The following is a 24,957-nucleotide window of genomic DNA, read 5'->3' on the forward strand; positions in this document are numbered from 1 at the left end:
CTGACCGCCCTGAGCGCACGGGGGTAGCGCTCAGGGCCTCCGTCCGCCCGCGCGCAGCCGTCACGGCAGCAGCACCGTCTTGCCGACGGTCTCGCGCCGCTCGATCGCCCGATGGGCCGCGTCCGCGGCCGCGAGCGGGAAGGTGGCGCCGACGAACGGCCGCAGCCGTCCCGCCGCGGCCGCGTCGAGCGCCTCGCGCGTCTGGCGCAGCTGCGCCTCCGGCCCGCGCGGGCCGACCGGCGGGCCCCAGTACGAGAGCACGTCCACGCCGCGCTCCGCCGCCTCGCCCTCGCCGAGCCGCGTGCCCGCACCGCTGGAGAAACCGAAGGTCACGAACCGCCCACCCGGGCCGAGCAGGTCGAACGTCTCCCGGCCCACGGAGCCGCCCACACCGTCGAAGGCGACGGTCACCCCGGCGTCGCGCAGCGCCGCCGACCAGCCGGGCTCCCCGTAGTCCACGGCGGTGTCGGCGCCGAACTCCCGCACCAGCGCCAACTTCGACTCGCCCCGGGCCAGCCCGATCACCCGGGCCGCGCCCGCCGCTCGGGCGAGTTGGAGCAGCAGCACGCCGACCGCGCCCGCCGCGGACTCCACCAGCACCACGTCGTCCGCGCCGAGTCGGGCCAGCTCGCCCAGCGCGAACGCCGTCCGACCCGTCCCCAGCAGCGACACGGCCTCCGCCGGGCCCAGTCCCGCCGGGACCGGGTGGGTGGAGGCGGCCTCCAGCACGGCCAGCTCGGCGTAGCCGCCGCCCCGGGGCGTCTGTCCGGCGACCAGACGCCCCACCAGGGCGGGATCCACGCCCGCGCCGACGGCGAGGACCTCGCCCGCGACCTCCCGGCCCGGTGTGTACGGCAGCGCGGCCGGCGCGAGCGGCGTACCCGCCAGCGCCCCGGCGCGGATCTGGGTCTCCACGAACTGCACCCCGGACGCCGCCACCGCCACCAGCAGCTCGCCCGCCCCGGCCACCGGCTCCGCGACCTGCTCGGGCCGCAGCATCTCCGGCCCACCGAACTCCCGCACCACGCTCGCCAGCACGGCCCTCTCCTCGCCTCGGTCCTGCACCGTCCTGTCGTCGACGCTAGGCGCCCGCCGCGTGCACGGCCTCGGTCCACGGACCTACGCCCGCTCCGCCTTTCCGCCCCGTCCTCCGGGTCAGGGCCTGGTGTGGAGACGACCCCCTATGCTGCGGTCATGAGCGACAGGCCGCTGCTGAACCGCCGACTGGCGGGCATGGGAACGACGATCTTCGCCGAGATGTCGGCGCTCGCCACCACGACGGGCTCGATCAACCTGGGCCAGGGCTTCCCCGACACCGACGGCCCGCGCGAGATCGCGCAGGCCGCGGCGGACGCGGTCCTCGCGGGCCGCGGCAACCAGTACCCGCCGGGGCCCGGCATCCCGGAGCTGCGCACCGCGATCGCCGAGCACCAGCAGCGCTTCTACGGTCTGGCCTACGACCCGGACACGGAGGTGCTGGTCACCGCGGGCGCGACGGAGGCGATCGCGGCCTCGCTGCTCGCCCTGCTGGAGCCGGGCGACGAGGTGATCGCGTTCGAGCCCTTCTACGACTCCTATGCCGCCTGCATCGCCATGGCCGGCGCGGTCCGCGTCCCGCTCACGCTGCGCGCCCCGTCCTTCCGCCCCGACCTGGACGAACTGCGCGCCCTGATCACCCCGCGCACCCGCCTGCTGCTGCTCAACACCCCGCACAACCCCACCGGCACCGTACTGACCCTCGACGAGCTCACCGCGGTCGCGGAACTCGCCGTCGAGCACGGCCTGCTGGTCGTCACCGACGAGGTCTACGAGCACCTGGTCTTCGCCCCGTCCGCGCACCGCCCGCTGGCCTCCCTGCCCGGGATGCGCGAGCGGACCGTCACCATCTCCTCGGCGGGCAAGACCTTCTCCTTCACCGGCTGGAAGGTCGGCTGGGTCACCGCGACCCCCGAGCTCGTCGCGGCGGTCCGCACGGCCAAGCAGTACCTGACCTACGTCAGCGCCGGTCCGTTCCAGTACGCCGTCGCCGAGGCGCTGAGGCTGCCGGACTCCTACTTCGCGGGCTTCCGTACCGACCTCGCCCGCAAGCGCGACCTCCTCGCGGACGGCCTGCGCACGGCGGGCTTCGAGGTCTACGAGCCGCAGGGCACGTACTTCATCACCACCGACATCGCCCCCTTCGGCGAGAAGGACGCCTACGCCTTCTGCCGCGCCCTGCCGGAGCGCTGCGGCGTGGTGGCCATCCCCAACTCCGTCTTCTACGACGACAAGGAGGCGGGCGCGACCCAGGTCCGCTTCACCTTCTGCAAGCAGGACCACGTCCTGGAGGAGGCCGTGCTCAGGTTGGGCGCCCTCCGATGAGCCACCAACTTCGAGCGCGTCAGCACCTGGTGGCACTGGCACAGGACGTAGGGGCCGAAGCCCGGATCCCGCACGAGGTCGTCAGCGGGCGTCCGACTCGGGCTCCGGCCGGGGAAGCTCGTCGAGGTCGAGAGTGAAGGTGCGGCCGTCAGCCATCGGGATGGGCAGCTTGCCGGTGCCGTACTTGTGGGTGTGCGCGGCGATGTATCCGGTGGCTGTCGGCTGGGTGTGGAGGACGACTTCCTGGGCGTAGGGATCGACGACCAGGTAGATCGGGATGCCGTAGCGGCCGTACTTCGCGGTGCAGTCGTCGTAGTCCTTGCGCGCGGAGGAGGTCGAGACGACCTCGGAGATCAGCAGGACGTCTTCGTAGCTGTAGCGCTTGCCATCCCTGCGGGCGTCCTCGCGGATGATCGCCAGATCGGGAGCGGAGTTCTCATCGGCGGGAAAGTCGATGTAGACGTCGGAGGTGACCTTGGCATGACGCCCGAGCGCGAGAGCCGAGTCGATCTGCATCGCCCTGATCGTGCTGGAGTGTTCCTCACTCTGCGGGGTCATGATCACCTTTCCGTCGGCCCCGAACAGGACCGTGTACCCCTCGGGGAACTCGGTGTGCACGATCGCATCGACGCTCATGGACGGCTCCTTCCCGTGTGTGGCCAGGATACGACTGACAGTGCCGTGCCACCGAGGTTGGCGCTGCACGACTCGGGGCCGGTCTTGACGCGCGCCACGGCTGTGCTCCCTCCGCTACTGAGGAAGATGGCAGCGTTCTGGCGTCAGGCGACCGAATGGGTGGGCGAACGCGGAGTCGGCTGGGTCACCGCGACCCCCGAGCTCGTCGCGGCGGTCCGCACGGCCAAGCAGTACCTGACCTACGTCAGCGCCGGTCCGTTCCAGTACGCGGTCGCCGAGGCGCTGAGGCTGCCGGACTCCTACTTCGCGGGCTTCCGCACCGACCTCGCCCGCAAGCGCGACCTCCTCGCGGACGGCCTGCGCACGGCGGGCTTCGAGGTCTACGAGCCGCAGGGCACGTACTTCATCACCACCGACATCGCCCCCTTCGGCGAGAAGGACGCCTACGCCTTCTGCCGCGCCCTGCCGGAGCGCTGCGGCGTGGTGGCCATCCCCAACTCCGTCTTCTACGACGACAAGGAGGCGGGCGCGACCCAGGTCCGCTTCACCTTCTGCAAGCAGGACTCCGTGCTGCAGGAGGCGGTGACGCGCCTGCGGCGTCTCGCCAAGCGCTGACCCCACCGCGCCCCCGACCGCGCCCGGTGCCGCACCAGGGCCGGCCCGGGGGGCGCCGCCCTGCGGTGGGCGCGTCAGCCTCGCGCGGTGTCGTCGCCCGCCTGCCCCGCGCCCTCGGCCGCGCCGCCTGCCTTCTCACGCATCTTGCGAACCAACTCCGCCTTCTGGGCGGCCGCACCCTGGCGGTCGAGGTTGCGGTGCGGGCCGTTGTTCTGCCTTTCGGCGCGCGACAGCCTCTTGCGCTGGCCGCCGCCCATGCCCACGGGGTTGTTGATGTTCTTGCTGTCGGTCATGGTTCTTCTTCCGTTACCAGCGCCAGGTCGGCCGATGGATTCTGCCAGGATATGCCCCGACAAGCGTCGTCGAGGTGGTGACGCATCCGCCGGGACGGGGCCACCTGCGTCCTCAACTGAGCGGGACAGCACCGAAGGCCCGGCCCGTCGCAGGGACGCGACGGGCCGGGCCTTCGGGCCTCTCCGCGAGCGTCAGCGCGCCGCGCTGTCCGCCGGGGCGGTGGTCGTGGCCGAGGTGGCGAGCGGGGCGGTGGCCGGGGCCGCGGCGTGAGGGCGGCGGACCAGGGCGAGGACGAGGAGGCCGGCCGCGAGGCCGGTCAGGCCGGCCGTCAGGAAGACGGGGTGGAGGCCGGCGGCGAAGGCGGTGCGCGGGGCGGAGCCGTGGGCGTGCTGCTGGAAGATGGTGCCGAGCACCGCGATGCCGAGCGCGTAGCCGAGCTGGCGGGCGGTGTTGAGGGCGCCGGAGGCCATGCCCGCGCGCTGCGGGGACACCGAGGCGAGCGCGGTGGCCATCAGCATCGGGGTGGAGAGGCCCACGCCCACGCCGGTGACCAGCATGCCGGGGAGCAGCGCGGTCCAGCCGGAGGTCCCCGAGACGGCGGTCAGCAGCAGCGTGCCGATGCCGATGAACAGCAGGCCGACGCCGATCGGCAGCTGCGGCGGGAACCGGTGCAGGGCGCGGCCGGTGGCCAGGGCGACGACGAACGCGGTCGCGGCCATCGGCGAGACGGCCAGGCCCGCGGTCAACGGCGAGAGGTGCAGCGCCTGCTGGAGCCAGAGCGAGGTGTAGGTGAGCTCGGCGAAGGCCGCCGCGCTCAGCAGCAGGCCGCCCGCCAGCAGGCCGACGAAGCTCCGGCCGCGCAGCAGGGACAGGTCCAGCAGCGGCCGGTGGACCCGCAGTTCGGTGGCGACGAAGACGATGAGCGCCAGCGCGGAGACGACGAGCGAGCCGAGGACGACGGCGCTGCCCCAGCCGCGGTCGCCGCTCTCGATCAGCCCGTAGGTGAGCGCGGCTGCGAACACGGTGAAGGCGACGGCCCCCAGGCTGTCGATGCGTCCCTCGACGGCGTGGGCGCGGGGCAGCGCCAGGCGCTTGCCGAGCGTCATCGCCAACGCCACGGCCGCGACCGGCAGGTTGACCATGAAGATCGCCCGCCAGCCGAACTGGTCGGTGAGCAGCCCGCCCAGGACCGGGCCGACCGCCGCCGCGGCGCCGTTGACCGCACCCCAGACGCCGAACGCGGTGCCGCGGTCGCGGCCCTGGTAGGCCCCGGCGATGAGCGCCGTGGTCGAGGTCATCATGGCCGCGCCGCCGACGCCCTGCACCGCGCGGGCGGTGATCAGCGTCGCCGCGTCCGGGGCGAGTGCGCAGACCAGCGAGGCGGCGGCGAAGACGACGAGGCCGGTGAGGTAGAGGCGGCGGTGGCCGAGCCGGTCGCCGAGCGAGCCGCAGACCATCAGCAGCGCCGCCAGCGTCAGCGCGTAGATGTCCACGACCCACTGCAGGGAGGTGAACGACGAGTGCAGGTCGGCGGACATGTCGGGCAGGGCGACGTTCACGATGCTGACGTCGACGAGCAGCATGAAGGCGCCGAGGCAGATGGCTGCCAGGGGTATCCACTTACGCACGGTGGGCTCCGGTTGACGGGACGGCGGCGCGGCTCCCCCGTTCGTCGGAACCGCCTCATCAGACTGCGCCCTGCCGCGTGGCACTCCCCGTCCACATTGCCGTCGGCGGAGGATTTCGACTTCTCGTAGCCTGGAGAGATGGAATCCGACATCCGATCCCGCGCCGACGCGAAGGCCCGTGCCTTCGACCCGCTGGACCGGCAGCTGATCCAGGCGCTGCAGTTGGACGGGCGCGCGCCGTTCAGCCGACTGGCACAGGTGCTCGGCGTCTCCGACCAGACCGTCGCCCGGCGCTACGCGCGGCTGCGGGAGTCGAGCGGGCTGCGGGTGCTCGGCCTCACCACGCCGGAGGCGTTCGGCGAGGTGCGCTGGATGATCCGGGTGCAGTGCGCTCCCGCGGCGGCGGGCGGGCTGGCGGAGGCGCTGGCCCGGCGGGACGACACGGCCTGGGTCAACGTCTGCTCCGGTGGCGCGGAGATCACCTGCACCGCCCGGGCCCATCCGGACCGGCAGGACGACCTGTTGCTGCAGCGGCTGCCCCGCACGCCCAGCGTGGTCGGCATCGCCGCGCACTGCGTGCTGCACACCTTCTTCGGCGGCGAGCAGAGCCTCGCGCTCAAGTCCGGCGCGCTCGACGCCGAGCAGGTCACGCAGGTGCGGGCGTTCTCCGGAGCGCCCGAGTCCGGGACGGGAACCCGGCCGGGGGGCGCCGCCCGTCCGGCGGACCCGATCGACCTCGACGAGGGGGACCGGCAGCTGTTCGCGGCCCTGGCCGTCGACGGACGGGCCGGCTTCGCCGAACTCGCCGCCGCCACGGGCTGGTCGGCCAGCACGGTGCGGCGCCGGATGGAGGAGCTGGAGCATGCCCGCGCGCTCTACTTCGACCTGGACCTGGACTGGCGGCTCTTCGGGGTGCACGCCATGACGCAGCTCTGGCTCGACGTCGCCCCGGCCGAGCTGGCGGCCACGGGGGAGGCGTTGGCCGCGCATCCCGAGATCGGCTACGCGGCCGCCGTCACCGGCCCGAGCAACCTCAACGCCGTCGTGCTCAGCCCGGACGTGCCCGCGCTCTACACGTACCTGACCACCCGGATCGCCACGCTGCCCGCCGTGCGCCGGGTCGAGTCCTCGCCGGTGATGCGGACGGTGAAGGGCCCGGGACCTTTCGTCACGCCCGTACGCTCGCCCCGCCCGCGGCGGCGAGCCGGAAGCTGACCGAGCCGAAGCTGACCCGGTCACCGGCCCGGACCGGCACCGTGCCGATCACTCGCCAGCCGTTGACCTGTGTGCCGTTGGTCGATCCGAGGTCGCGCAGCAGCCAGACGCCGCCCTCCAGCAGCAGTTCGGCGTGGACGCGGGAGACCGACTCGTCGCCGAGCTTGAGGTCGCAGCCGGGCAGGCGCCCGATCTTCACCGGACCGACCGGGTCGCGCGGTAGCGGCAGGGCCGGCAGTTGCGGCGTGCGCCAGGCGTTGGCCAGCCGCACCTTGAGCGTGGCGACGCCGGCCACGGCCCGGGTGAGGGTGCGCAGCAACCGCCCGTCGCTGGGCAGATCGGCCGTGAGCGCGTCGAGCTCGTGCCGGCCGCGGGCGGCGAAGGCCAGCTCCATCCGGCGCAGGAAGGTGTCGTGGGAGAGCCGGCCCTGGACGGCGTGTTCGCGCAGCCGGTCGACCACCTGCTCGCGGTCCGCATCCGAGAGGCGTTCGTCCATCCGGAGGATGGCGGTCCCGTGCTCCGGATGCGGTCGCGTCAGGGAGTTGCTCATGGAGCCGATTGTCGTTCCTGCCGCCGGGTGCGTCCAGGTCCGCCGCAGGAGTGAGGCGAGGCTGCGTCGCTGACGGTGCATGGCTCCGTTCGGGTGGCACACGGACGGGTGATCCTGGAGGGCCGAAAAATGCCGGATATGCCCGCCGAATGATCGTCGGGCACATGTCGGCGAGTTAAGTGCCGAGTTCACGGGGAAAGACGGCACGTCAAAGGCGTGTCCAACAGCATGGCAGGGGACTTTGGTCATTTGTGGGCCGAGTGGGGAGGCGGCGGCGAAAATGGGTAAATCCCCTACGGACACGGAGCATTCGTGCTTCGCTGCTTCCTGAGTCCCCGAATGTCTCTCCGCCGCGGCGGACTTCGTTCCGCTCATGCCATTCATGCCATTGCCATGTCATGTCATCTCTTCATGTCTCGCAGCATGTCACGGCAGGTCGGTCCCCGCCCCGGCGTTGTCGAGTGACCCGAGTACGCGGAGCCGAGAATGCTCACCACCCTCCACACGACCTATACCGACACCCGGGCCGGCGATCTGGCCTGGTGCCTGGGGAGCGGACTGCTCCCCGCGCTGGCCGTGCTCGACCTCGACCTCGGCCCCAACAGCCTGCAGCTGCGCCTTCTCGGCGCCTCCCACCAGGTGGTCCTGGACACGGGCGAGCAGGGCCAGGACGCCTGTGTCGAGACCGTCGCCTGCATGCCGGGGCGTCGTACCCCGCTGCCCGCCCGTGCCGCCGAGCACGTGCGCGGCTGGGAGTACGAATTCGCTGCACGCATCGAAAAACTGACGAAATACGAGTTCGACTGCCGGGCCCAGGAGTTGCTGGCGCTGGTGGAGAACCATCCGCACGGCCTGGCCGGCGTCTTCCCCGGCGACCCGAATGCCTTCACCGCGCTGCTCGCGGGCGGCGACGAGCAGGGCATCCTCTGGCGCACCTGGCACGCCTATCCGCAGGAGGGCCGATTGGTCTGCACCCGGTCGACACTGCGACGCCGCGACTGGTAGCCCACCCGGCCGGAACTGTCGGGTGATTGGGTGATTGGCGCAGATGTCCGTCCGGTCAATGCGACGACATGCGGTTCACCCGTCGGGGCGCAGAGCCCTGACGGGTCCGTCGCCTAGCGTTTCTTCGTGATCAACCCCACTCCCCGGGCCGCCCGGTTGCTGGTGCTGCTCGCGGCGTTCGTCTGCGCCGCGTGCGGGTTGGTCTACGAGCTGGAACTGGTCGCCCTCGGCAGCTACCTGCTGGGCGACTCGGTCACCGAGGCCTCCGTCGTCCTCTCGGTGATGGTCTGCGCCATGGGCGTCGGCTCGCTGCTGGCCAAACGGTTCACACTGCGGCCGGCCGCGTCCTTCGCGCTCGTCGAGAGCCTGCTGGCGCTCGTCGGCGGCCTCTCGGTCATCGCGCTCTACGGCTGCTTCGTCTGGCTCGGCCACTACCAGGCGGCGCTCGTCGGCTTCGCCTCCCTCATCGGCCTGCTGATCGGCGCGGAAATCCCGTTGCTGATGACGCTGATGCAACGGATCCGCCGACAGGAGGCCGGCCGCGCCGTCGCCGACCTCTTCGCCGCCGACTACGTCGGCGCACTGGTCGGCGGCCTCGCCTTCCCCTTCCTGTTGCTGCCCACCCTCGGCCAGCTCACCGGCGCGCTGCTGACCGGCGTGGTCAACACCGTCGCCGGCGGGCTGATCGCCTTCTGGCTGTTCCGCGCCGAGCCGGCGCCGCGGGTGCGGCTGCTGCTCGGGCTGTGCAGCGGGGCCGTCGTGGTGGTGCTCGCCCTCGCCTGGGCCGGCAGCGGCGCGTTCGAGCGCGCGGCGCAACGTCGCCTCTACGGCGGCCCGGTGCGGGTCAGCCTGCAGAGCAGGTTCCAGCAGATCGTGCTCACCGGCGGGACCGGGCCGGACGCGGACACGGCGCAGACCGCCCGGCTCTATTTGGCCGGCCACCTCGCCGTCTGCGGCCGGGACCAGGCGGCCTATCACGCCGCCCTCACCGGCCCCGCCCTGCGCGGCGGCCCGCGCGCCCGCGTTCTGGTCCTCGGCGGCGGCGACGGCCTGGCTGCCCGTCATGTCCTGGGCGCCCCCGGCGTCCGTCGGGTCACCGTCGTCGAACAGGACCCCCTGCTGCTGCGGCTCGCCGAGGCGGATCCGGTGCTGCGCAGTCTGAACGCGGGCGCGCTGGCCGACCCCCGGGTGCGGACCGTCACCGCGGACGCCTTCGGCTGGCTCCGCACGGCGCCCCGGCAGGAGCGCCCTTACGACGTCATCGTCGCGGACCTGCCCTCGGCCGGGCAGGACACCGCGGACAAGCTCTACACCCGCGAGTTCTACGGGCTCGTCCGCCGCATGCTGGCGCCCGGAGGGCGCCTCGTCGTCCACGCCGGCACCCGGCTCTGGTCCGTTGCGGACACCCTCCGCGCGGTCGGCCTCCGCCCCGCGGGCTACGCGGCCACGGGCACCAACCCCACCTGCGCCGACCCCCCGTTTACTCCGGCCACCTGGCACTTCGTCCTCGCCTCCGAGGCCCCGCTCCCGCGTGACGTGTTGCGCGGAGTGGATCCGCTGACGGAACCCTCGGGACTGCCGCCCCGGGTCGCGACGCTGCTGGGGCCACCGTGAACTCTGAGCCGGAGCGAGGCCGACCCGGCCTGCGCCGACGCGGCGGAGCCGCAAATCGGCAGAGCCCCGCGCCCTTGACGGTGCACGGGTAGGCTCAGCAGGCATGGAGCATGAGGTGTTGGTGCCGCTGTCGCCGCAGGCGCTCCGGGGGGCCCTGGACCGCCCCGCGCTGCTGGCTGTGTGCCTGCCCGGGTTCACGTCCGACGAGGACGGGGAGAGCCCGCTCGCGGGGCGGCTGAAGCTGCGTGTCGGCAGCACCTCCATCACCTATCGCGGTGCGCTGACGCGCCTGGACGCCGGCGCGGACCCGGACGAGTTCCTGTTCGGGCTCGACGGCCGCCAGGCCGTGGGCCCGGGGAGTGTCGCCGGCACCGTGCGCCTGCGGCTGGACGCCGACACCGACGACCCGGGGCTCGAGACCCGGGTGACGTTCCTGACGTCGGTTCAGGGCAGCGGGCGGATCGAGGAGGTCTCCGGCTCCGCGCTGCAGACGGCCGTGCGGCGCCTGCTGGACCGCTTCTGCCTGGAGCTCGCCGAGCGCGCCGAGGACCCGGCCGTCCCGGGGACCGACGCCGGCGAGTTCTTCCTCGTCGAGGGGCTGGTCGAGGGCCTGGGCGACCTGAACGACCTCGGCCCCCTGGAGGAGGAACTCCAGGACCTCGCCGCGCTGCCCGAGTTCTCCGAGCTGGACGGGCTGGCCTCGCCCACGGGGCCGACGGCGGATCCCGCCCGGCGGCACATCGTCGGCCGGTCCGCGGAGGAGGTCGACCACGCGCCGCCGCGCGGCCGGTACGCCCCCGCACTGCCCGCGCGCAGCGCGCGTTCGCGCGCGTCCGCCCGTTGGTTGAACCCGGAGCCGCGGATGGGCGAGCCGCCGGTCGTTCCCTCGGACCGCATCCCCACGCCGTGGATCGTGGGAGGAGGCGTCGCCCTTCTCGGCGGCGCGGTGATCCTCGTCCGCGCCCTGCGCCGCTCCCGCTGACACACCGCTCCCGTTGACACACCGCTTCCGCTGACACGACGGACATCCACCGAAGGGACCGACCGACCGTGCTCCACCCCGCCCCCGTCCTGCTCACCGCGGGCGACGTGGCCGTGAGCGTCCTGCCCGACGCGGGCTGCCGTCTCGGCAGCCTGCGCATCGGCGCGCACGAGCTGCTGCGCACGGCGCAGGAGATCGACGACCCGGCCGCAGACGTCTTCGGGTACGGCTCGTTCCCGATGGTGCCGTGGGCGGGGCGGGTGGATCGCGGGCTGTTCAACAACGGACCGGTGCGGCACCGGCTGCCCGTGGACCTGACCCCGCACGCCGCGCACGGCACCGCCGTGCGCAGTCGCTGGCGTACCGCCGCGGCGCCGGCCGTCACCGACGAGGGGACGACGGCCGCTTTCGTCCTGGAGCTGGCCGATCCGTGGCCCTATCCGGGCCGGGTGACCCAGCTGTTCGAGCTGACGCCGGAGCGGCTGCGGACCACACTCTCGGTCGAGGCCCTGCGCGACTCGTTCCCGGCGCAGGCCGGCTGGCACCCGTGGTTCCGCAAGTGGCTGCGCGACGGCGGGCCGCAGGCGTCGCTCGACTTCGCGCCCGCCTGGCAGGAGGAGCGCGGCGCCGACCACCTGCCCACAGGCCGACGCATCGACCCGCAGCCGGGGCCCTGGGACGACTGCTTCGCCTTCCCGGACGGCGTCGACGTCACCGTGCGCTGGGGGGAGGAGCTGGCGCTGCGCGTCACCAGCGACTGCGCCTGGGCCGTGGTCTTCGACGAACAGGCCGACGCGCTCTGCGTCGAGCCGCAGTCGGGTCCGCCCAACGGGCTCAACAGCGCTCCGCACCTGGTCACCCCGATCGAGCCGCTCGAGGTCAGCACCACCTGGACCTGGCGTCGCGGCAGCGCCCGGCACAGCGGTTAAGCTGGAGCCTCATGAGCACCTCACGTGACGCGCTTCTTGAAGAGATCAAGACCAAGGCCGTCGTCCACGGCAAAGTCATCCTCTCCTCCGGCCTGGAGTCGGACTACTACGTCGACCTGCGTCGTGTGACGCTCGACGGGGTGGCCGCGCCGCTCGTCGGGCAGGTCATGCTCGACCTCACCAAGGACCTCGACTTCGATGCCGTCGGCGGGCTGACCCTGGGCGCAGACCCGGTCGCCACCGCCATGCTGCACGCCTCCGCCGCGCGCGGGCAGCGCCTGGACGCCTTCGTGGTGCGCAAGGCGCAGAAGGCGCACGGCATGCAGCGTCGGATCGAGGGCACCGACGTGAAGGGCCGCCGCGTGCTGGTCGTCGAGGACACCTCCACCACCGGTGGTTCGCCGCTGACCGCGGTCGAGGCCGTCCGTGAGGCCGGCGGCGAGGTCGTGGCCGTGGCCACGATCGTCGAGCGCAGCGCCGCCCAGGCGATCGCCGACGCCGGCCTGCCCTACCTCTTCGCCTACGAGCTCACCGACCTGGGCCTCTAAGGCCTGGGCCGGTCAGATCTGGGCCGGTCAGACCTGGGCCGGTCGGACCTGGGCCGGTCAGGTGTCCGCTCGCCGGACGTCACCGCTTGCGGTGACGTCCGCCGCGGCCCGCCGCCACCGGGAACGGCTCCTGCGCGGGCCCGTCCGCGAGCGCGGCCTCGCCCGCGCCGTGGTCGGTGCCCTCGCGGCGACCCCGCACCATCTCGATGACGATCGGGATCACCGAGAGCAGCACGATCAGCAGCACCGCCGGGATCAGGTACTTGTCGATCACCGGGGCCATCGAATCGCCGAACTTCCAGCCGATCAGCAGCATGACCTCGGTCCACACCAGGCCGCCGACGGCGTTCCACACGAAGAACGTGCGGGCCGGCATCTCCAGCGTTCCGGCGACGGGGTTCAGGAAGGTCCGCACGACCGGCACGAAGCGGGCCATGACCACGGCCTTGGCCGGGCCGAAGCGGTTGAAGTACTGCTCCGCCTTGACCACGTGGTCCCGCTTGAACAGCTTCGAGTTGGGGCGGTCGAACAGCCGCGAGCCGACCTTCGCGCCCAACAGGTGACCCAGCTGCGCGCCGGCGATCGCGCAGATCGGAGCGCCGACCAGCAGCGTGCCGATCGACATCTGCGTGCCGAGCAACGCCTTGCCGGCGCCGGACGCGGCGACGCCGCCGAGGATCAGCAGCGAGTCGCCGGGCAGGAAGAAGCCGATGAGCAGGCCCGTCTCGGCGAAGACGATCGCGAGCAGCCCGTAGACGCCGACCTGCGCGATCAGCGCCTTGGCGTCCAGCAGAGTGCTCAGGGAGAGCGCGAGGTTCTGGGTCACCCGCGCAGAGTAGCGGGCGCGGGTGTCCGCACGCTGTGGCGCCCGCTGTCCGCCGGGGGCGGGCGAGGACCTAGGTCACCCGCTGACCTGCCCTGTGGCGGGATGAAGGGCTTGCGCCGCAATGCGAGAATGGCGCTCGGTGCCCGGTCGACGACGTCCGGCGTCAGCACCTTCCCCATTGCGTAGACGCCCACGACAGGAGCGGATTCGAATGCCTATCGCAACGCCCGAGGTCTACAACGAGATGCTGGACCGGGCCAAGGCAGGCAAGTTCGCCTACCCCGCCATCAACGTCACCTCTTCGCAGACCCTGCACGCGGCTCTGCGCGGCTTCGCCGAGGCCGAGAGCGACGGCATCATCCAGATCTCGACCGGTGGCGCCGAGTTCCTGGGAGGCCAGCACAACAAGGACATGGTGACCGGTGCGGTCGCCCTGGCCGAGTTCGCGCACATCGTGGCCGCCAAGTACGACATCACCGTCGCGCTGCACACCGACCACTGCCCGAAGGACAAGCTGGACGGCTACGTCCGCCCGCTGCTGGCGATCTCCGCGGAGCGCGTGGCCCGCGGCGAGAACCCGCTCTTCCAGTCGCACATGTGGGACGGCTCCGCCGAGACCCTGGCCGACAACCTCGCCATCGGCGAGGAGCTGCTGGCCCAGGCCCGCGCCGCGAAGATCATCCTCGAGGTCGAGATCACCCCGACCGGTGGCGAGGAGGACGGCGTCTCCCACGAGATCAACGACTCGCTCTACACGACCGTCAACGACGCCGTCCGCACCGCCGAGGCCCTGGGCCTGGGCGAGAAGGGCCGCTACCTGCTGGCCGCCTCCTTCGGCAACGTCCACGGCGTCTACAAGCCGGGCAACGTCGTGCTCAAGCCGGAGCTGCTGCGCGAGCTGCAGGACGCGATCGGCAAGCAGTACGGCAAGACCGACCCGTTCGACTTCGTCTTCCACGGCGGCTCCGGCTCGACCGCCGAGGAGATCGAGACCGCGCTGGAGAACGGCGTCGTCAAGATGAACCTCGACACCGACACCCAGTACGCCTTCACCCGCCCGGTCGTGGACCACATGTTCCGCAACTACGACGGTGTGCTGAAGGTCGACGGCGAGGTCGGCAAGAAGAACACCTACGACCCGCGCACCTGGGGCAAGCTGGCCGAGGCCGGCATGGCCGCGCGCGTCCTCGAGGCCGCGAAGCAGCTCCGTTCGGCGGGCAACAAGCTGAAGTAGTCACATGAGGAGGGCCCGGCACCGCTGCGCGGTGCCGGGCCCTCCTCATGTCTGCGGCGGCTACTGCTTGAGCTCGGTGTAGGCCTCGGGGCTGCTGTCCTTCAGGAAGGTCCAGCAGCGGTTCGCCTCGTCGGTCTCGCCGATGGAGTCGGCGGCGCGGGCGAGCGCGGCCAGGCAGCGCAGGAAGCCGCGGTTGGCGCGGTGCTCCCACGGGACCGGCCCGTGGCCCTTCCAGCCGGCGCGACGCAGCTGGTCCAGGCCGCGGTGGTAGCCCGTGCGCGCGTAGGCGTAGGACTCCACGACGCGCCCCGCGGCGAACGACTCGTCCGCGAGCTGCGCCCAGGCGAGCGAGAAGGTGGGGTGCGCCGCCGCGATCTGCGCGGGCGACGCGGACTGCTCGGCCATCTGCTGGTACGGCTGCTCGTCCTCGGGCAGGAGGGTCGGCTCCGGGCCGCCGAGCAGGTTCTCGTGAATGGACATGCCTGCCAGTCTGCCATTCCGGCGATTCGGCGGAAGAGCAGAGCTGTTCTGTCACGGTTCGACGACATCCGGCGCTGCGCTGGAACTCGGTCGTGCCCGGGTGGCATCCTCCGGTGCAGCTAGAGCATCAGTGCACGTCACAGGGGGACGATCGTGGGCAGAGCAAGTGCTCTCCTGGCCGCATTCTGTCTGTTCGTCGGAGGTGTCTGGGCCGTCGCGACGACCACGTGGGCGCCTCCCTCGGCCGTCGCCGCGACGCCCTCCGCTCCGGTCACGACGGCGGGACCCTCGCCGAAGCCCTCGGCCTCGGCCACGCCCGCACTGTGGACCCGGAGCACCCTGCGCACCTACCTCGTCGCGGAGCTGAACCGTACGGATCCCGGCGTGGCCCTGGACGACCTGGAGCACATCACCCGGGTCCAACCGCAGGTCAGCCGGTTCTGCCACCCCGTCGCGCACGACCTCGGGCACGCGGCGCTGAAGAAGTACGGCAGCTTCGGCAAGGCCGCCGCCTTCCGCAACGACGTCTGCGGGTCGGGCTATCTGCACGGCATCGTCGAGGAGACGCTGTCCCAGAGTCCCGATCCGGTGGCCGCCGTCACCACGCTGTGCGCGCCGCAGATGTCGGCCTCGTGCATCCACGGCATCGGGCACGGCGCGATGTTCGTCTCGCACCTGGACGTGCCCCGGGCGGAGCGTCTCTGTGACCGCTTCGGGCAGACCTACCAGGTGGTGGCCTGCTCGGAGGGCGTCTTCATGCAGCTGTTCGAGCCGGACGAGGACGACCCCGCGGCACTCGCCCAGCTGCCCGCGCAGCGCCTGGCGGCGGAGCCGCTGTACCCGTGCCCGGAGCAGCCCTCGATCTTCCAGTCCGCCTGCTACTTCTACGCCCCGATCTACTACCTGCAGACGCACGACTACGTGAACCACCCGGACAGCTTCGTCCAGGCGCTGCGCTGGTGCCTGAACGCGCCGACCGCGGACGGGCAGCAGTCCTGCACCCGGGGGACCGGCTCCCGGCTGCTCAAGTACAACGTCGACCGCCCGGCGTGGACGGCGGCCCAGTGCGAGGCGGCTCCCTCGGCCTGGCAGCGGCCGGCCTGCGTGGGCGGAATGGTCAGCTACTGGAACGTCAACTTCCATGACAAGTCGGCCCGGACGAAGCTCTGCCCGCAGCTCTCCGGTGAGGCCGCGGTCGCCTGCCGATCCGCTTCCGGTGGCAGCACCTCGGCCGACTGATCCCCGACCGACGCCGGATCCGATCCCCGACCGACGGTCGGCCGCAGGCCCGGCCGCCTCCGGCGGCGCGACCGACGCCGAGCAGGACCTGCGACGACCGACGACGACCGCGACCGACGACGACCGCGACCGACGACGACCGCGACGGACGACGAGCGCGATCGACGAAACGACCCACGGATGACCATGACGATGACGCTCTCCACCGAGACCCTGCGCCGCCAGGCGCTGCTGCCGCTGCGCCTCTTCCTCGGCGTGACCTTCTGCTACGCCGGACTGCTCAAGCTCGGCGACCCGCACTACCTGGCCGGGGCCGCCGACCCCGCGTCGTACCTGTCCCAGCTCCAGGCGGCGCTGACCGCGCACAGCCCCGCCGCGCCGCTGCTGCGCCTGGCGCGCCACGCCCCGGCGGCGACCGGTACCGCGCTCGCCTTCGGCGAGCTCGCGGTCGGCCTGGGCACCCTTCTCGGCCTCTTCGGCCGGGTGGCGGCCGCCGGCGGTGCCGCGCTCAGCCTGATGCTCTTCCTGACGGTCAGCTGGCGGACGCATCCGTACTTCCTCGGCAACGACCTGGCCTATCTGGTGGCCTGGACGCCCCTGGTCCTGGCCGGGACACCCTCGGTGTCGCTCGACGCCTGGCTGGCGGTCCGCCGCGCGGCGCCGTCCGTGGCAGGCGGCGGCAGGCGCCGGGCGCTGCTCGAAACCGGCACGGCCGTCCTCGCGGTGGCCGGCGGCGGCTTGCTGGCCGGAGCGCTGACCGCGCGGTCCCGACGGCCGACACCGTCCCCGGTGGCCCAGTCCGGCGGCCGGCCGACCGGTGGATCGGGGGACGCCGCTGGTGCGAGCACGGGCGTGAGTGTCGCGGCGGCGAAGGTTCCGGTCGGCGGCGCGGTGCAGCTCAGTGCTCCCGGGACCGGGGATCCGATCTTCGTGGTCCAGCCGAAGCCGGGCGTCTTCTGCGCCTTCTCCGGAGCCTGCACCCACGCCGGCTGCACGGTCCTGCCGCCCAAGGAAGGCGCCTTCGTCTGCCCCTGCCACGACTCCGCGTTCGACGTGGCCACGGGTGCCGTGCTGCGGGGGCCGGCCACCGAGGCGCTGCCGCGGTACGCGGTGACCCGGTCGGGAGCGACGCTGCGGGTCGCCGAGAAGCCGGAGTAGCCGGAGTGGGCGGAGCAGCCGGAGCAGCCGGACTGGATCGGCACCGCGGTCACGATCGGTCCGGGACCCGCAGCGACCAGGCGGCCGGCTCGACCGTCCAGGTGCGTTCGCGCACCGGCGCGCTGAGGGCGTGGTCCGCCTCGTAGGTGAAGAGGGAGCCGCCGACCGTGACGCGGTGGGCCTGGATCGGGACGGCGGCGTCGATCCGCAGTTCGGCCGAGCCGTCGTGGCTGGAGAGCGCGAGCGCGCGCATCGGGTGCGCGGAGTCGGCGAGGACGTGACCGTCGGCCTCCACGCGGAGCGGCTGCCCTGGCGAGGTGGGTCGGCTCGCCAGGGCGCGGACCACTCGTCCGGCCAGGCCTGTCCACCAGGTGGACGGAGTCCTGTTCGCCCTGGGCGAACGCTGTCCGGGGATGCGCACGGCTCCGAGCACGACCCCGCCGCCGTCGTCGACGAGCAGGTCGAGCGGCCGGTCCGCGCCGCGGACGACGGCGCGCGCCGCCTGCACCGGACGGATCTCCGCGCCGAGCGCGCGCGCCAGCGCGATGCGGTGGCCGCGGCCGACGGGAATGAGCCCGACCGGGCCCGAGTCCAGCGTGGCCTGCTGGTGAAGAAGTTGAACGACCTGTTGCAGATAGCGGTCGTCGCCGATCACCACCGGCTGTCTGCGCCCGCGTCGCGCAAGCAGTCGATCAAGATCGGACAGGCTCTCCGGCACGGCCGTCTTCACCGGCAGGGCGGCTCCGAGCACGTCCCTGGCGACCCGCACCGACTCGCCGTCGAGAGCCAGCGCCACGGGGGAGACCAGGACCAACACGGGCTCACCCACCGAACGCTCAGCCGACACCGTGGTCCTTCCTCGGGTAATCTCTCGGTGTAAGAGCCCCTTGCGCTTTTGCGCCAGGGGCTTGGTCTATCCGGGGCCAGTGCGGCGGCCTTCCGCCGTGTGTTTTGCCCCGCCCGAAAGGGGTGTACGCCTGTGCCCGCACTCGTGCTGGTCGGCGCTCAGTGGGGAGACGAGGGCAAGGGGAAGGCGACTGACCTTCTCGGAGGCTCGGTCGACTACGTGGTCCGCTATCAGGGCGGCAACAACGCCGGTCACACGGTGGTCGTAGGCGACCAGAAGTATGCACTCCACCTGCTCCCCTCCGGCATTCTCAGCCCGAACTGCGTCCCGGTGATCGGCAACGGCGTGGTCATCGACCCGGCCGTGCTCCTCTCCGAGCTGGCGGGCCTGCAGGATCGCGGCGTGGACACGTCCAAGCTGCTGATCTCGGGCAACGCGCACCTGATCACCCCGTACCACCGGACCCTGGACAAGGTCTCCGAGCGGTTCCTGGGCAAGCGCAAGATCGGCACCACCGGTCGTGGGATCGGCCCCGCCTACGCCGACAAGATCAACCGCATCGGCATCCGTGTGCAGGACCTCTTCGACGAGAGCATCCTGCGCCAGAAGGTCGACGCGGCCCTCAACGACAAGAACCAGATCCTGGTCAAGCTCTACAACCGGCGGGCCATGCCGGCCGAGCTGGTCGTCGAGGAGTACCTGGGCTACGCCGAGAAGCTGCGCCCGTTCGTGGCCGACACCGCGCTGCTCCTCAACCAGGCGCTCGAGGACGGCAAGGTCGTCCTGATGGAGGGCGGCCAGGGCACCCTGCTCGACGTGGACCACGGCACGTACCCGTTCGTCACCTCGTCGAACCCGACCTCGGGCGGCGCATGCACCGGCACCGGCATCGGCCCCACCAAGATCGACCGCGTGATCGGCATCCTCAAGGCCTACACCACCCGCGTCGGCTCCGGTCCGTTCCCGACCGAGCTGTTCGACGCCGACGGCGAGGCGCTGCGTCGGATCGGCGGCGAGCGTGGGGTGACCACCGGCCGCGACCGCCGCTGCGGCTGGTTCGACGCCCCGATCGCCCGCTACGCGACCCGCATCAACGGTCTGACCGACATCTTCCTCACCAAGCTGGACGTGCTGACCGGCTGGGAGCAGATCCCGGTCTGCGTGGCCTACGACGTCGACGGCACGCGCGTGGACGAGGTGCCCCACTCGCAGAGCGACTTCCACCACGCGAAGCCGATCTACGAGATGCTCCCGGGCTGGTCCGAGGACATCACCAAGGCGCAGACCTTCGAGGACCTGCCGAAGAACGCGCAGGACTACGTGAAGGCGCTGGAGGAGCTCTCCCGCTGCCGCATCTCCGCCATCGGCGTCGGCCCCGGCCGCACCGAGACGATCCAGGTGCACTCGCTGCTGTAGCGGCACCCGCTTGCGAAGCGAAACAGGCCCTCGCCCTCCCGGGCGGGGGCTTTTTCGCACCTCGCTCTTTGCACTAATGCAGATATCGATTGCTTCTAGTGCAAAGCGCGGCTATGTTTTCGACCATGACCGCGAAGACCCCTCTCCCCGTCGTGCTGACCGGACGCCACGTTCGTCTGGAGCCGCTCACCCTCGACCACGTGCCCGCCCTGTGGGAGGCGTTGGAGCCGGACGCGGAGGAGGTCTTCCGCTGGATCCGCCCGACTCCCCGCAGTGCCGAGGAGCTGGCTGGGTATGCCGACGACCTGCTGCACGGGCCGACGCGCTACCTCGCCTTCGCCGTCGTCGACCTGGCCACCGGCCGGCCCGTCGGCTGGACCACCTACCTGGACATCCAGGAGGAGCACGAGCGCCTGGAGATCGGCTGGACCTGGTACGCCCGCTCCCACTGGCGCACCGCGGCCAACACCGAGGCCAAGCTGCTGCTGCTCACCCACGCCTTCGAGGAGCTCGGCTACGGCCGGGTCCAGTGGAAGACGGACATCAACAACGAGCGCTCGCAGAACGCCATCGCCCGCCTGGGCGCCGAGCGGGAGGGCGTGCTCCGCCGCCAGGTGCAGCGCGGCGACGGGAGCTGGCGCGACAGCGTCTACTTCGGCATGAACATCGACGAGTGGCCGGCGGCCAAGGCCCGGCTCACCGAACGACTGGCCAAGGGCTGAGGAGCAGCATCCATGAGTGACATCGTCATCTCCGCCCCGACGGAAGCCGACTACCCCCGCTGGCGGGAGCTCTTCACCGGCTATGCCGAGTTCTACCACGTGGAACTGACGGAGGAGCGGTTCGCCGAGTCCTGGGCCTGGTTCCAGGACGAGAACCACCCGGCCGAGTGTCTTCTGGCGCGCGACGCTGACGGCACGCCCATCGGCCTGGCCCACATCACCCCGGACCACTCGCCGCTGCGCGGCACCCGCGGCTTCCTGCACGACCTCTTCGTCGACCCCGCCCACCGGGGCGGCGGCACCGTCGACGCGATCCTCGCCGAACTGCGCCGGCTCGGCCGCGAGCGCGGCTGGTACCAGATCCGCTGGAACACGGCCGACGACAACTACCGGGCCCGCGCCGTCTACGACCGCAACGGCGAGAAGACACCGTTCCTCCTCTACGTCATGCCCTGCTGAGTCGCGTCCTGACGCGTCGGGACTGACAAGCTGTCGCCCTGCCCCCGGATCGCCAGACAGGCTGTACGTTCCGGGGGCGTGGCGCCCGAAAATACGCTGGCAGGCATGACGATCTCCCCAGACCCGGCACTCGGCCAGGCGGTCAAGGCTGCCGACCGTGCCCACGTCTTCCACTCGTGGTCCGCGCAGTCCCTGATCGACCCCCTCGCCGTCGCCGGGGCCGAGGGCTCGTACTTCTGGGACTACGAGGGCAAGCGCTTCCTCGACTTCTCCTCCCAGCTGGTCAACACCAACATCGGCCACCAGCACCCCAAGGTCGTCGCCGCGATCCAGGAGCAGGCCGCCAAGCTCTGCACCTTCGCGCCGGCCTTCGCGGTCGAGGCCCGCTCCGAGGCCGCCCGCCTGATCGCCGAGCGCACCCCCGGCGACCTGGACAAGATCTTCTTCACCAACGGCGGCGCCGAGGCCAACGAGAACGCCATCCGTATGGCGCGTCTGCACACCGGCCGTCAGAAGGTGCTCTCCACCTACCGCTCGTACCACGGCGCCACCGCCAACGCGATCGCCATGACCGGCGACCCGCGCCGCTGGCCGAACGAGACCGGCGTCTCCGGCATCGTGCACTTCTGGGGCCCGTACGCCTACCGCTCCAACTTCCACGCCGAGAACGAGGCGCAGGAGTGCGAGCGCGCGCTCGCGCACCTGGAGGCGACCATCGCCTTCGAGGGTCCGCAGACCGTCGCCGCGATCGTCCTGGAGACCGTCGTCGGCACCGCCGGCATCCTGATCCCGCCGGCCGGCTACCTCGCGGGCGTCCGCGAGATCTGTGACCGCTACGGGATCGTCTTCATCCTCGACGAGGTCATGGCCGGCTTCGGCCGCACCGGCGAGTGGTTCGCGGCCGACCACTGGGGCGTCACCCCGGACCTGCTGACCTTCGCCAAGGGCGTCAACTCCGGCTACGTGCCGCTCGGCGGCGTCGCGATCAGCGGCGAGATCGCCGCGACCTTCGCCGAGCGCCCCTTCCCGGGCGGTCTGACCTACTCGGGCCACCCGCTGGCCTGCGCCTCCGCCGTGGCGACGATCAACGCCATGGCCGAGGAGGGCATCGTCGAGAACGCCAAGCACATCGGCGAGACGGTGATCGGCCCCGAGCTGCGCGCGATGGCCGAGCGTCACCCGTCCATCGGCGAGGTCCGCGGCCTCGGCGTCTTCTGGGCCGTCGAGCTGGTGAAGAACCGCGAGACCCGCGAGCCGCTCACCCCCTACAACGCGGCCGGCGCCGCCAACGCGCCGATGGCCGAGCTGGCGGCGGAGTGCAAGAAGCGCGGACTGTGGCCGTTCACCAACATGAACCGCTTCCACGTCGTGCCGCCGTGCAACGTCTCCGAGGCCGAGGCCAAGGAGGGTCTGGCGATCCTCGACGAGGTGCTCACCCTCACCGACGCGCACACCGCCTGAGCCAGGCACCGGTGCTCGGGCCCGGTCGGCCGGTCTTGACCGGCTCGTGACTTGGTCTACACCTTTTCGGCCCCGCAACCCCTCCGATCGGGGGGTGCGGGGCCTTACCATTGGGGGGCACGGACCGGCAGTATGCGGATGAAATCCCGCAGCCGTGCATCGAACCGATCAAACCCAGGCAAACCGCAGCGGAGGGAAAGCGATGCCGTCCGGCACCACCGTCTCCTCCGCGGACCGACGCCTCGGCGGCCCGCCGGTCGTCCACCGCAGCTCCCTGCGCGAGCAGGTGGCCGCCGCGTTGCGCGACGAGCTGATGGCCGGGCGCCTGGCCGCCGGCCGCCACTTCACCGTCAAGGAGATCGCCGAGCTCTACGGCGTCTCCGCGACCCCGGTGCGGGAAGCCCTGGTCGACCTGGCCGCGCAGGGCATGCTCGTCGTCGAACCCGGCCGTGGCTTCGCCGTGCCGCGCTTCACCTGGGACGACTTCGTCGACATCGTCGAGGCCAGGTCCCTGGTCATCGACGGCATCTTCCGCCGGCTCAGGGGCCGGCTCTCCGCGCTCGACCCCGACGCGGTCGCCTCCCTGCGCCGCCGCGCCGACGCCGCGGTCCGCGCGGCGCGCGCCGGTCAGCTGGACCTCCTGGTCGGCTGCGACCGCCGCTTCTGGGCCGAGCTCGGCGCGTTCGCCGGCAACCGGCGCATCGGCGACTACCTGGACTGGCTCCGGGTCCAGTACTGGATCTTCGCCGCGAGCTACCTGCGTGCTCGCGACGACGTCGCGAGCTTCTGTTGGTCCCGCCATCTCGAACTGGTCGAGCTGATCGAGGCCGGCGACCAGGCGGGCGTCCACGCGATGCTGCTCGCCTACAACCAGGAGTCCCTGGAGCAGATGTCCGCCCTCTGCGGCCGCCCGCTGCCGGACGACGTCCCCCTGCAGGTCCCAGCCCCACGGGAAGCCCCCTCGCTGCCTGCGACGACGCAGTAGGGTGGACGGACCACCTGAGAGCAACACCGCGGCGCGCTGGTCTGGAGAGTGTCTTGGCTTGTGACATCTGGCTCGTCCCCTTGGTCGACCTGCTGGTGCTCAGCCCGGACAACCCCTTCGCCGAGGATCTGGCGATCTACAACGGCTCCCTCGCCGCGGCGGGCCTGCCGCAGCTCCCGGTCTTCCCGTACATGCCCGGCCTCAGCGGCGACGTGGAGCCGGTCGCGGCGTTCGACTACGAGTCGCTGCACTTCCTGCGCCGCGCCTACCTGCTGCAGCTGACCGGACTCGACGTCACCCCCGTCGACGAGCTCGGTGGTGACTACGAGCAGTTGCTGGAGATGTTCGAGGCCACGGCGGAACAGTCGCACCTGGTGTGGCACTTCGACCACGCCGGAGCCTACGTCCCGCTCGACTTCGAGATCCCCGTCGTCGACGACGCCCTCCTCGCCACCGGCGGTCCGCTGGGCTCGGTGCAGCGGCTCCTCAAGGAGCTGGAGGCGGTGGCCGCGCACATCGGCATCGACTACCAGCTGCCGCCCGTGCCGGTCCGCCCCGTCGCCCCGACGACCCTGGAGGGCCCGGCCTACCCGCCCCCGGGCCAGGACGGGCCCTACGCCCGCGAGCGCCACGCCTGGATCGGCCTCTACGCCGCCGCCACGCGCGCCCTCGCCCAGGGCTCGATGATCGTCTTCGCCTGAGCCGGCCGTAGCTCCGGCTGCGGCCGGTGAAGTCGCCGCTGCCGCTGTCCTGGTGCAGCCGGAGCACCCCGGAGCTCTCGCGCGTCGCGCGCACACGAAGGCCACGAAGCCCGGCAACGGGCCGGAGTGCACAGCAGATCACCCCCGGAACCGCTTTCGCGAGTGCCGAGGGTGTGGGTGGGGTTGCTCCTGAACAGAGGGTTGGTGCCCTCTCAGCGCAGCGGGGACTCCGGCGGGCGCTGGCGCGGCATGGTCGGGCGGCTGCCGACGCTGGGCAGGACGCGGACCTGGGCGCCCGTGCCCTCGGCGCGGCCGCCCCAGGTGCCCGCGGCCTGGGTGGGGAGCTGGGTCATCGACGCGCGGAACTCCAGCATCCACTCGGAGGTCTCGGTGCGGACCATGTCCGAGATGTCCTCGCAGAAGCGCCGCAGCACACCGAGGCAGCGCTCGGCCGCCTCGCTGGCCGTGCCCTCGGTCGGGCCGAGCACCTCGCGGACGCACTCCGAGGCCCAGTCGAACTGGAACGCCTCCAGCCGGCGCTGCAGCGCCTGCGCGGTGGAGATGTTCCGCATCCAGCCGCTGGTGAAGCCGAAGACGCGGTCGGCGACCAGACAGCAGCCGGCGAGCAGCAGCAGCACGTAGCCCCAGTCCTGCCCGGCCTTCCACACGCCGGTCAGCGCCACCAGAGGCAGGACGGCGCCGCCGATGCCGAGGAGGGTGGCGACCACGCGCAGGAACCGCGCGCCGCGCCGCTTCCAGCGGCGGTCGCGGTGGTACCAGTCGATGGCCTCGACCGCGCGCTCCTCCGACCAGCGGTAGAGCTCCTCAAGGCGCTCGGCGGGCTCACCCCAGTCGCCCAGCGGGAACTGCCGCACGCTCAGATCCCGACCGGGGCGCGCCTTGCGGGGCGCGGGCACGGCCGGAGCGGCGGTGGCTGAGGTGTCCTCAGCCCCGGGCTCCTTGCCCCAGGGGGTCTCCTCGGGCTGCATCTCCGGCTGGCTCACCGTGGAACTCCCTGTCCTTCGGCCGGTCCTTCGGCCCTGCTGGCTTCC

Annotated in this window: 25 protein-coding genes and 2 pseudogenes; 18 read left to right on the plus strand and 9 right to left on the minus strand. The window is 72.1% G+C overall.

Annotated features, from left to right (window positions below; all coding sequences use genetic code 11):
* Nucleotides 1–60: 60 nt before the first annotated feature.
* Nucleotides 61–1,038, minus strand: a complete 978-nt coding sequence (locus tag BMY61_RS08430) for a zinc-binding dehydrogenase (protein WP_244904198.1) — start codon at nt 1,036–1,038, stop codon at nt 61–63.
* A 156-nt stretch (nt 1,039–1,194) separates the two neighbouring features.
* On the opposite strand from BMY61_RS08430, the gene BMY61_RS08435 reads away from it, so the two are divergent.
* On the plus strand, nt 1,195–2,361 hold the full coding sequence (locus BMY61_RS08435; RefSeq protein WP_042453819.1) for a pyridoxal phosphate-dependent aminotransferase: 1,167 nt from the start codon (nt 1,195–1,197) through the stop codon (nt 2,359–2,361).
* A gap of 81 nt (nt 2,362–2,442) precedes the next feature.
* Here BMY61_RS08435 and BMY61_RS08440 read toward each other — a convergent pair whose 3' ends face one another.
* On the minus strand, nt 2,443–2,997 hold the full coding sequence (locus tag BMY61_RS08440; RefSeq protein ID WP_042453814.1) for a Uma2 family endonuclease: 555 nt from the start codon (nt 2,995–2,997) through the stop codon (nt 2,443–2,445).
* Nucleotides 2,998–3,171: 174 nt separating this feature from the next.
* Between BMY61_RS08440 and BMY61_RS08445 the strand changes: the two are divergent.
* Nucleotides 3,172–3,612, plus strand: a pseudogene (locus tag BMY61_RS08445) (aminotransferase class I/II-fold pyridoxal phosphate-dependent enzyme); the annotation flags it as partial.
* Between the two features lie 74 nt (nt 3,613–3,686).
* Here the strand turns inward: BMY61_RS08445 and BMY61_RS08450 are convergent.
* Together BMY61_RS08450 and BMY61_RS08455 are read right to left on the minus strand one after the other, a co-directional pair.
* Nucleotides 3,687–3,905: a DUF6243 family protein gene (locus BMY61_RS08450; protein ID WP_042453812.1), complete on the minus strand. Its 219-nt coding sequence runs from the start codon at nt 3,903–3,905 to the stop codon at nt 3,687–3,689.
* A gap of 192 nt (nt 3,906–4,097) precedes the next feature.
* Nucleotides 4,098–5,534, minus strand: a complete 1,437-nt coding sequence (locus BMY61_RS08455) for an MFS transporter (RefSeq protein WP_042453810.1) — start codon at nt 5,532–5,534, stop codon at nt 4,098–4,100.
* Between the two features lie 138 nt (nt 5,535–5,672).
* On the opposite strand from BMY61_RS08455, the gene BMY61_RS08460 reads away from it, so the two are divergent.
* The gene (locus BMY61_RS08460) at nt 5,673–6,749 is read left to right on the plus strand and encodes an Lrp/AsnC family transcriptional regulator (protein WP_042453808.1); all 1,077 of its coding nucleotides are present in this window, start codon (nt 5,673–5,675) and stop codon (nt 6,747–6,749) included.
* On the opposite strand, the gene BMY61_RS08465 is transcribed toward BMY61_RS08460, so the two are convergent.
* Nucleotides 6,703–7,245: a DUF1707 and FHA domain-containing protein gene (locus BMY61_RS08465; protein WP_042453890.1), complete on the minus strand. Its 543-nt coding sequence runs from the start codon at nt 7,243–7,245 to the stop codon at nt 6,703–6,705. The two genes, BMY61_RS08460 and BMY61_RS08465, sit on opposite strands and share 47 nt — an antisense overlap.
* A 540-nt stretch (nt 7,246–7,785) precedes the next feature.
* On the opposite strand from BMY61_RS08465, the gene BMY61_RS08470 reads away from it, so the two are divergent.
* The 5 genes from BMY61_RS08470 to pyrE all read left to right on the plus strand — a co-directional run bounded on the left by BMY61_RS08470 (nt 7,786) and on the right by pyrE (nt 12,377).
* Nucleotides 7,786–8,304 carry a DUF2617 family protein gene (locus tag BMY61_RS08470; protein WP_042453806.1) on the plus strand — a complete coding sequence of 173 codons (519 nt, stop codon included), beginning with the start codon at nt 7,786–7,788 and terminating at the stop codon, nt 8,302–8,304.
* Between the two features lie 126 nt (nt 8,305–8,430).
* Nucleotides 8,431–9,918: a polyamine aminopropyltransferase gene (locus BMY61_RS08475; RefSeq protein WP_052439096.1), complete on the plus strand. Its 1,488-nt coding sequence runs from the start codon at nt 8,431–8,433 to the stop codon at nt 9,916–9,918.
* 103 nt (nt 9,919–10,021) lie between these two features.
* Nucleotides 10,022–10,900, plus strand: a complete 879-nt coding sequence (locus BMY61_RS08480) for an SRPBCC family protein (RefSeq protein ID WP_082015346.1) — start codon at nt 10,022–10,024, stop codon at nt 10,898–10,900.
* A gap of 68 nt (nt 10,901–10,968) precedes the next feature.
* Nucleotides 10,969–11,829: an aldose epimerase family protein gene (locus tag BMY61_RS08485; protein WP_174514540.1), complete on the plus strand. Its 861-nt coding sequence runs from the start codon at nt 10,969–10,971 to the stop codon at nt 11,827–11,829.
* A gap of 11 nt (nt 11,830–11,840) precedes the next feature.
* A complete protein-coding gene (gene pyrE / locus BMY61_RS08490; RefSeq protein ID WP_042453802.1) occupies nt 11,841–12,377 on the plus strand; it encodes an orotate phosphoribosyltransferase in 537 nt (178 codons plus the stop codon).
* Between the two features lie 79 nt (nt 12,378–12,456).
* Here the strand turns inward: pyrE and BMY61_RS08495 are convergent, their stop codons facing one another.
* Entirely contained in the window at nt 12,457–13,203 is a 747-nt protein-coding gene (locus BMY61_RS08495) for a DedA family protein (RefSeq protein ID WP_042453800.1), read from the minus strand.
* A gap of 211 nt (nt 13,204–13,414) precedes the next feature.
* Here BMY61_RS08495 and fbaA point away from each other — a divergent pair, with 211 nt between their 5' ends.
* Nucleotides 13,415–14,437, plus strand: coding sequence for a class II fructose-bisphosphate aldolase (gene fbaA / locus BMY61_RS08500; protein ID WP_042453798.1), 1,023 nt, complete (start codon nt 13,415–13,417; stop codon nt 14,435–14,437).
* A 60-nt stretch (nt 14,438–14,497) separates the two neighbouring features.
* On the opposite strand, the gene BMY61_RS08505 is transcribed toward fbaA, so the two are convergent.
* Nucleotides 14,498–14,917, minus strand: a complete 420-nt coding sequence (locus tag BMY61_RS08505; RefSeq protein WP_042453796.1) for a DUF3151 domain-containing protein — start codon at nt 14,915–14,917, stop codon at nt 14,498–14,500.
* Between the two features lie 153 nt (nt 14,918–15,070).
* Between BMY61_RS08505 and BMY61_RS08510 the strand changes: the two genes are divergently transcribed.
* The 3 genes and pseudogenes from BMY61_RS08510 (at nt 15,071) to BMY61_RS48745 (ending at nt 17,314) form a co-directional block, all read left to right on the plus strand.
* Nucleotides 15,071–16,156, plus strand: coding sequence for a hypothetical protein (locus BMY61_RS08510; RefSeq protein ID WP_052439094.1), 1,086 nt, complete (start codon nt 15,071–15,073; stop codon nt 16,154–16,156).
* Between the two features lie 180 nt (nt 16,157–16,336).
* Nucleotides 16,337–16,810 (plus strand): annotated as a pseudogene (locus tag BMY61_RS48740) (DoxX family membrane protein); the annotation flags it as partial.
* 237 nt (nt 16,811–17,047) lie between these two features.
* Complete coding sequence (locus BMY61_RS48745) at nt 17,048–17,314, plus strand: Rieske (2Fe-2S) protein (RefSeq protein WP_280520997.1); 267 nt, start codon at nt 17,048–17,050, stop codon at nt 17,312–17,314.
* Between the two features lie 49 nt (nt 17,315–17,363).
* Here BMY61_RS48745 and BMY61_RS08520 read toward each other — a convergent pair whose 3' ends face one another.
* Nucleotides 17,364–18,161 (minus strand): diacylglycerol kinase family protein, encoded by a 798-nt coding sequence (locus BMY61_RS08520; RefSeq protein ID WP_042453795.1) that lies wholly within the window; start codon nt 18,159–18,161, stop codon nt 17,364–17,366.
* 132 nt (nt 18,162–18,293) lie between these two features.
* Here BMY61_RS08520 and BMY61_RS08525 point away from each other — a divergent pair, with 132 nt between their 5' ends.
* The 6 genes from BMY61_RS08525 (at nt 18,294) to BMY61_RS08550 (ending at nt 23,905) form a co-directional block, all read left to right on the plus strand.
* A complete protein-coding gene (locus BMY61_RS08525) occupies nt 18,294–19,577 on the plus strand; it encodes an adenylosuccinate synthase (RefSeq protein WP_042453793.1) in 1,284 nt (427 codons plus the stop codon).
* A 125-nt stretch (nt 19,578–19,702) separates the two neighbouring features.
* Nucleotides 19,703–20,299, plus strand: coding sequence for a GNAT family N-acetyltransferase (locus BMY61_RS08530; protein WP_042453791.1), 597 nt, complete (start codon nt 19,703–19,705; stop codon nt 20,297–20,299).
* Between the two features lie 12 nt (nt 20,300–20,311).
* Nucleotides 20,312–20,758 (plus strand): GNAT family N-acetyltransferase, encoded by a 447-nt coding sequence (locus BMY61_RS08535; RefSeq protein WP_042453789.1) that lies wholly within the window; start codon nt 20,312–20,314, stop codon nt 20,756–20,758.
* Between the two features lie 105 nt (nt 20,759–20,863).
* Entirely contained in the window at nt 20,864–22,219 is a 1,356-nt protein-coding gene (locus BMY61_RS08540) for an aspartate aminotransferase family protein (RefSeq protein WP_042453788.1), read from the plus strand.
* 202 nt (nt 22,220–22,421) lie between these two features.
* The gene (locus tag BMY61_RS08545; RefSeq protein WP_042453786.1) at nt 22,422–23,204 is read left to right on the plus strand and encodes a GntR family transcriptional regulator; all 783 of its coding nucleotides are present in this window, start codon (nt 22,422–22,424) and stop codon (nt 23,202–23,204) included.
* Between the two features lie 53 nt (nt 23,205–23,257).
* Nucleotides 23,258–23,905: a hypothetical protein gene (locus BMY61_RS08550; protein ID WP_042453784.1), complete on the plus strand. Its 648-nt coding sequence runs from the start codon at nt 23,258–23,260 to the stop codon at nt 23,903–23,905.
* A 212-nt stretch (nt 23,906–24,117) separates the two neighbouring features.
* On the opposite strand, the gene BMY61_RS08555 is transcribed toward BMY61_RS08550, so the two are convergent.
* Nucleotides 24,118–24,909: an SLATT domain-containing protein gene (locus BMY61_RS08555; protein WP_042453782.1), complete on the minus strand. Its 792-nt coding sequence runs from the start codon at nt 24,907–24,909 to the stop codon at nt 24,118–24,120.
* Nucleotides 24,910–24,957: the final 48 nt, after the last annotated feature.

Origin of the sequence: Streptacidiphilus jiangxiensis, assembly GCF_900109465.1 — a bacterium.
Taxonomy (GTDB): domain Bacteria; phylum Actinomycetota; class Actinomycetes; order Streptomycetales; family Streptomycetaceae; genus Streptacidiphilus; species Streptacidiphilus jiangxiensis.

Coding starts and splice junctions, on each gene's coding strand:
- BMY61_RS08470 (WP_042453806.1), top strand. CDS start 7,786: ATGCTCACCACCCTCCACACGACCTATACCGACACCCGGGCCGGCGAT.
- BMY61_RS08465 (WP_042453890.1), bottom strand. CDS start 7,245: ATGGACGAACGCCTCTCGGATGCGGACCGCGAGCAGGTGGTCGACCGG.
- BMY61_RS08480 (WP_082015346.1), top strand. CDS start 10,022: ATGGAGCATGAGGTGTTGGTGCCGCTGTCGCCGCAGGCGCTCCGGGGG.
- BMY61_RS08450 (WP_042453812.1), bottom strand. CDS start 3,905: ATGACCGACAGCAAGAACATCAACAACCCCGTGGGCATGGGCGGCGGC.
- BMY61_RS08540 (WP_042453788.1), top strand. CDS start 20,864: ATGACGATCTCCCCAGACCCGGCACTCGGCCAGGCGGTCAAGGCTGCC.
- BMY61_RS08545 (WP_042453786.1), top strand. CDS start 22,422: ATGCCGTCCGGCACCACCGTCTCCTCCGCGGACCGACGCCTCGGCGGC.
- BMY61_RS08435 (WP_042453819.1), top strand. CDS start 1,195: ATGAGCGACAGGCCGCTGCTGAACCGCCGACTGGCGGGCATGGGAACG.
- fbaA (WP_042453798.1), top strand. CDS start 13,415: ATGCCTATCGCAACGCCCGAGGTCTACAACGAGATGCTGGACCGGGCC.
- BMY61_RS08460 (WP_042453808.1), top strand. CDS start 5,673: ATGGAATCCGACATCCGATCCCGCGCCGACGCGAAGGCCCGTGCCTTC.
- BMY61_RS08535 (WP_042453789.1), top strand. CDS start 20,312: ATGAGTGACATCGTCATCTCCGCCCCGACGGAAGCCGACTACCCCCGC.
- pyrE (WP_042453802.1), top strand. CDS start 11,841: ATGAGCACCTCACGTGACGCGCTTCTTGAAGAGATCAAGACCAAGGCC.
- BMY61_RS08505 (WP_042453796.1), bottom strand. CDS start 14,917: ATGTCCATTCACGAGAACCTGCTCGGCGGCCCGGAGCCGACCCTCCTG.
- BMY61_RS08530 (WP_042453791.1), top strand. CDS start 19,703: ATGACCGCGAAGACCCCTCTCCCCGTCGTGCTGACCGGACGCCACGTT.
- BMY61_RS08440 (WP_042453814.1), bottom strand. CDS start 2,997: ATGAGCGTCGATGCGATCGTGCACACCGAGTTCCCCGAGGGGTACACG.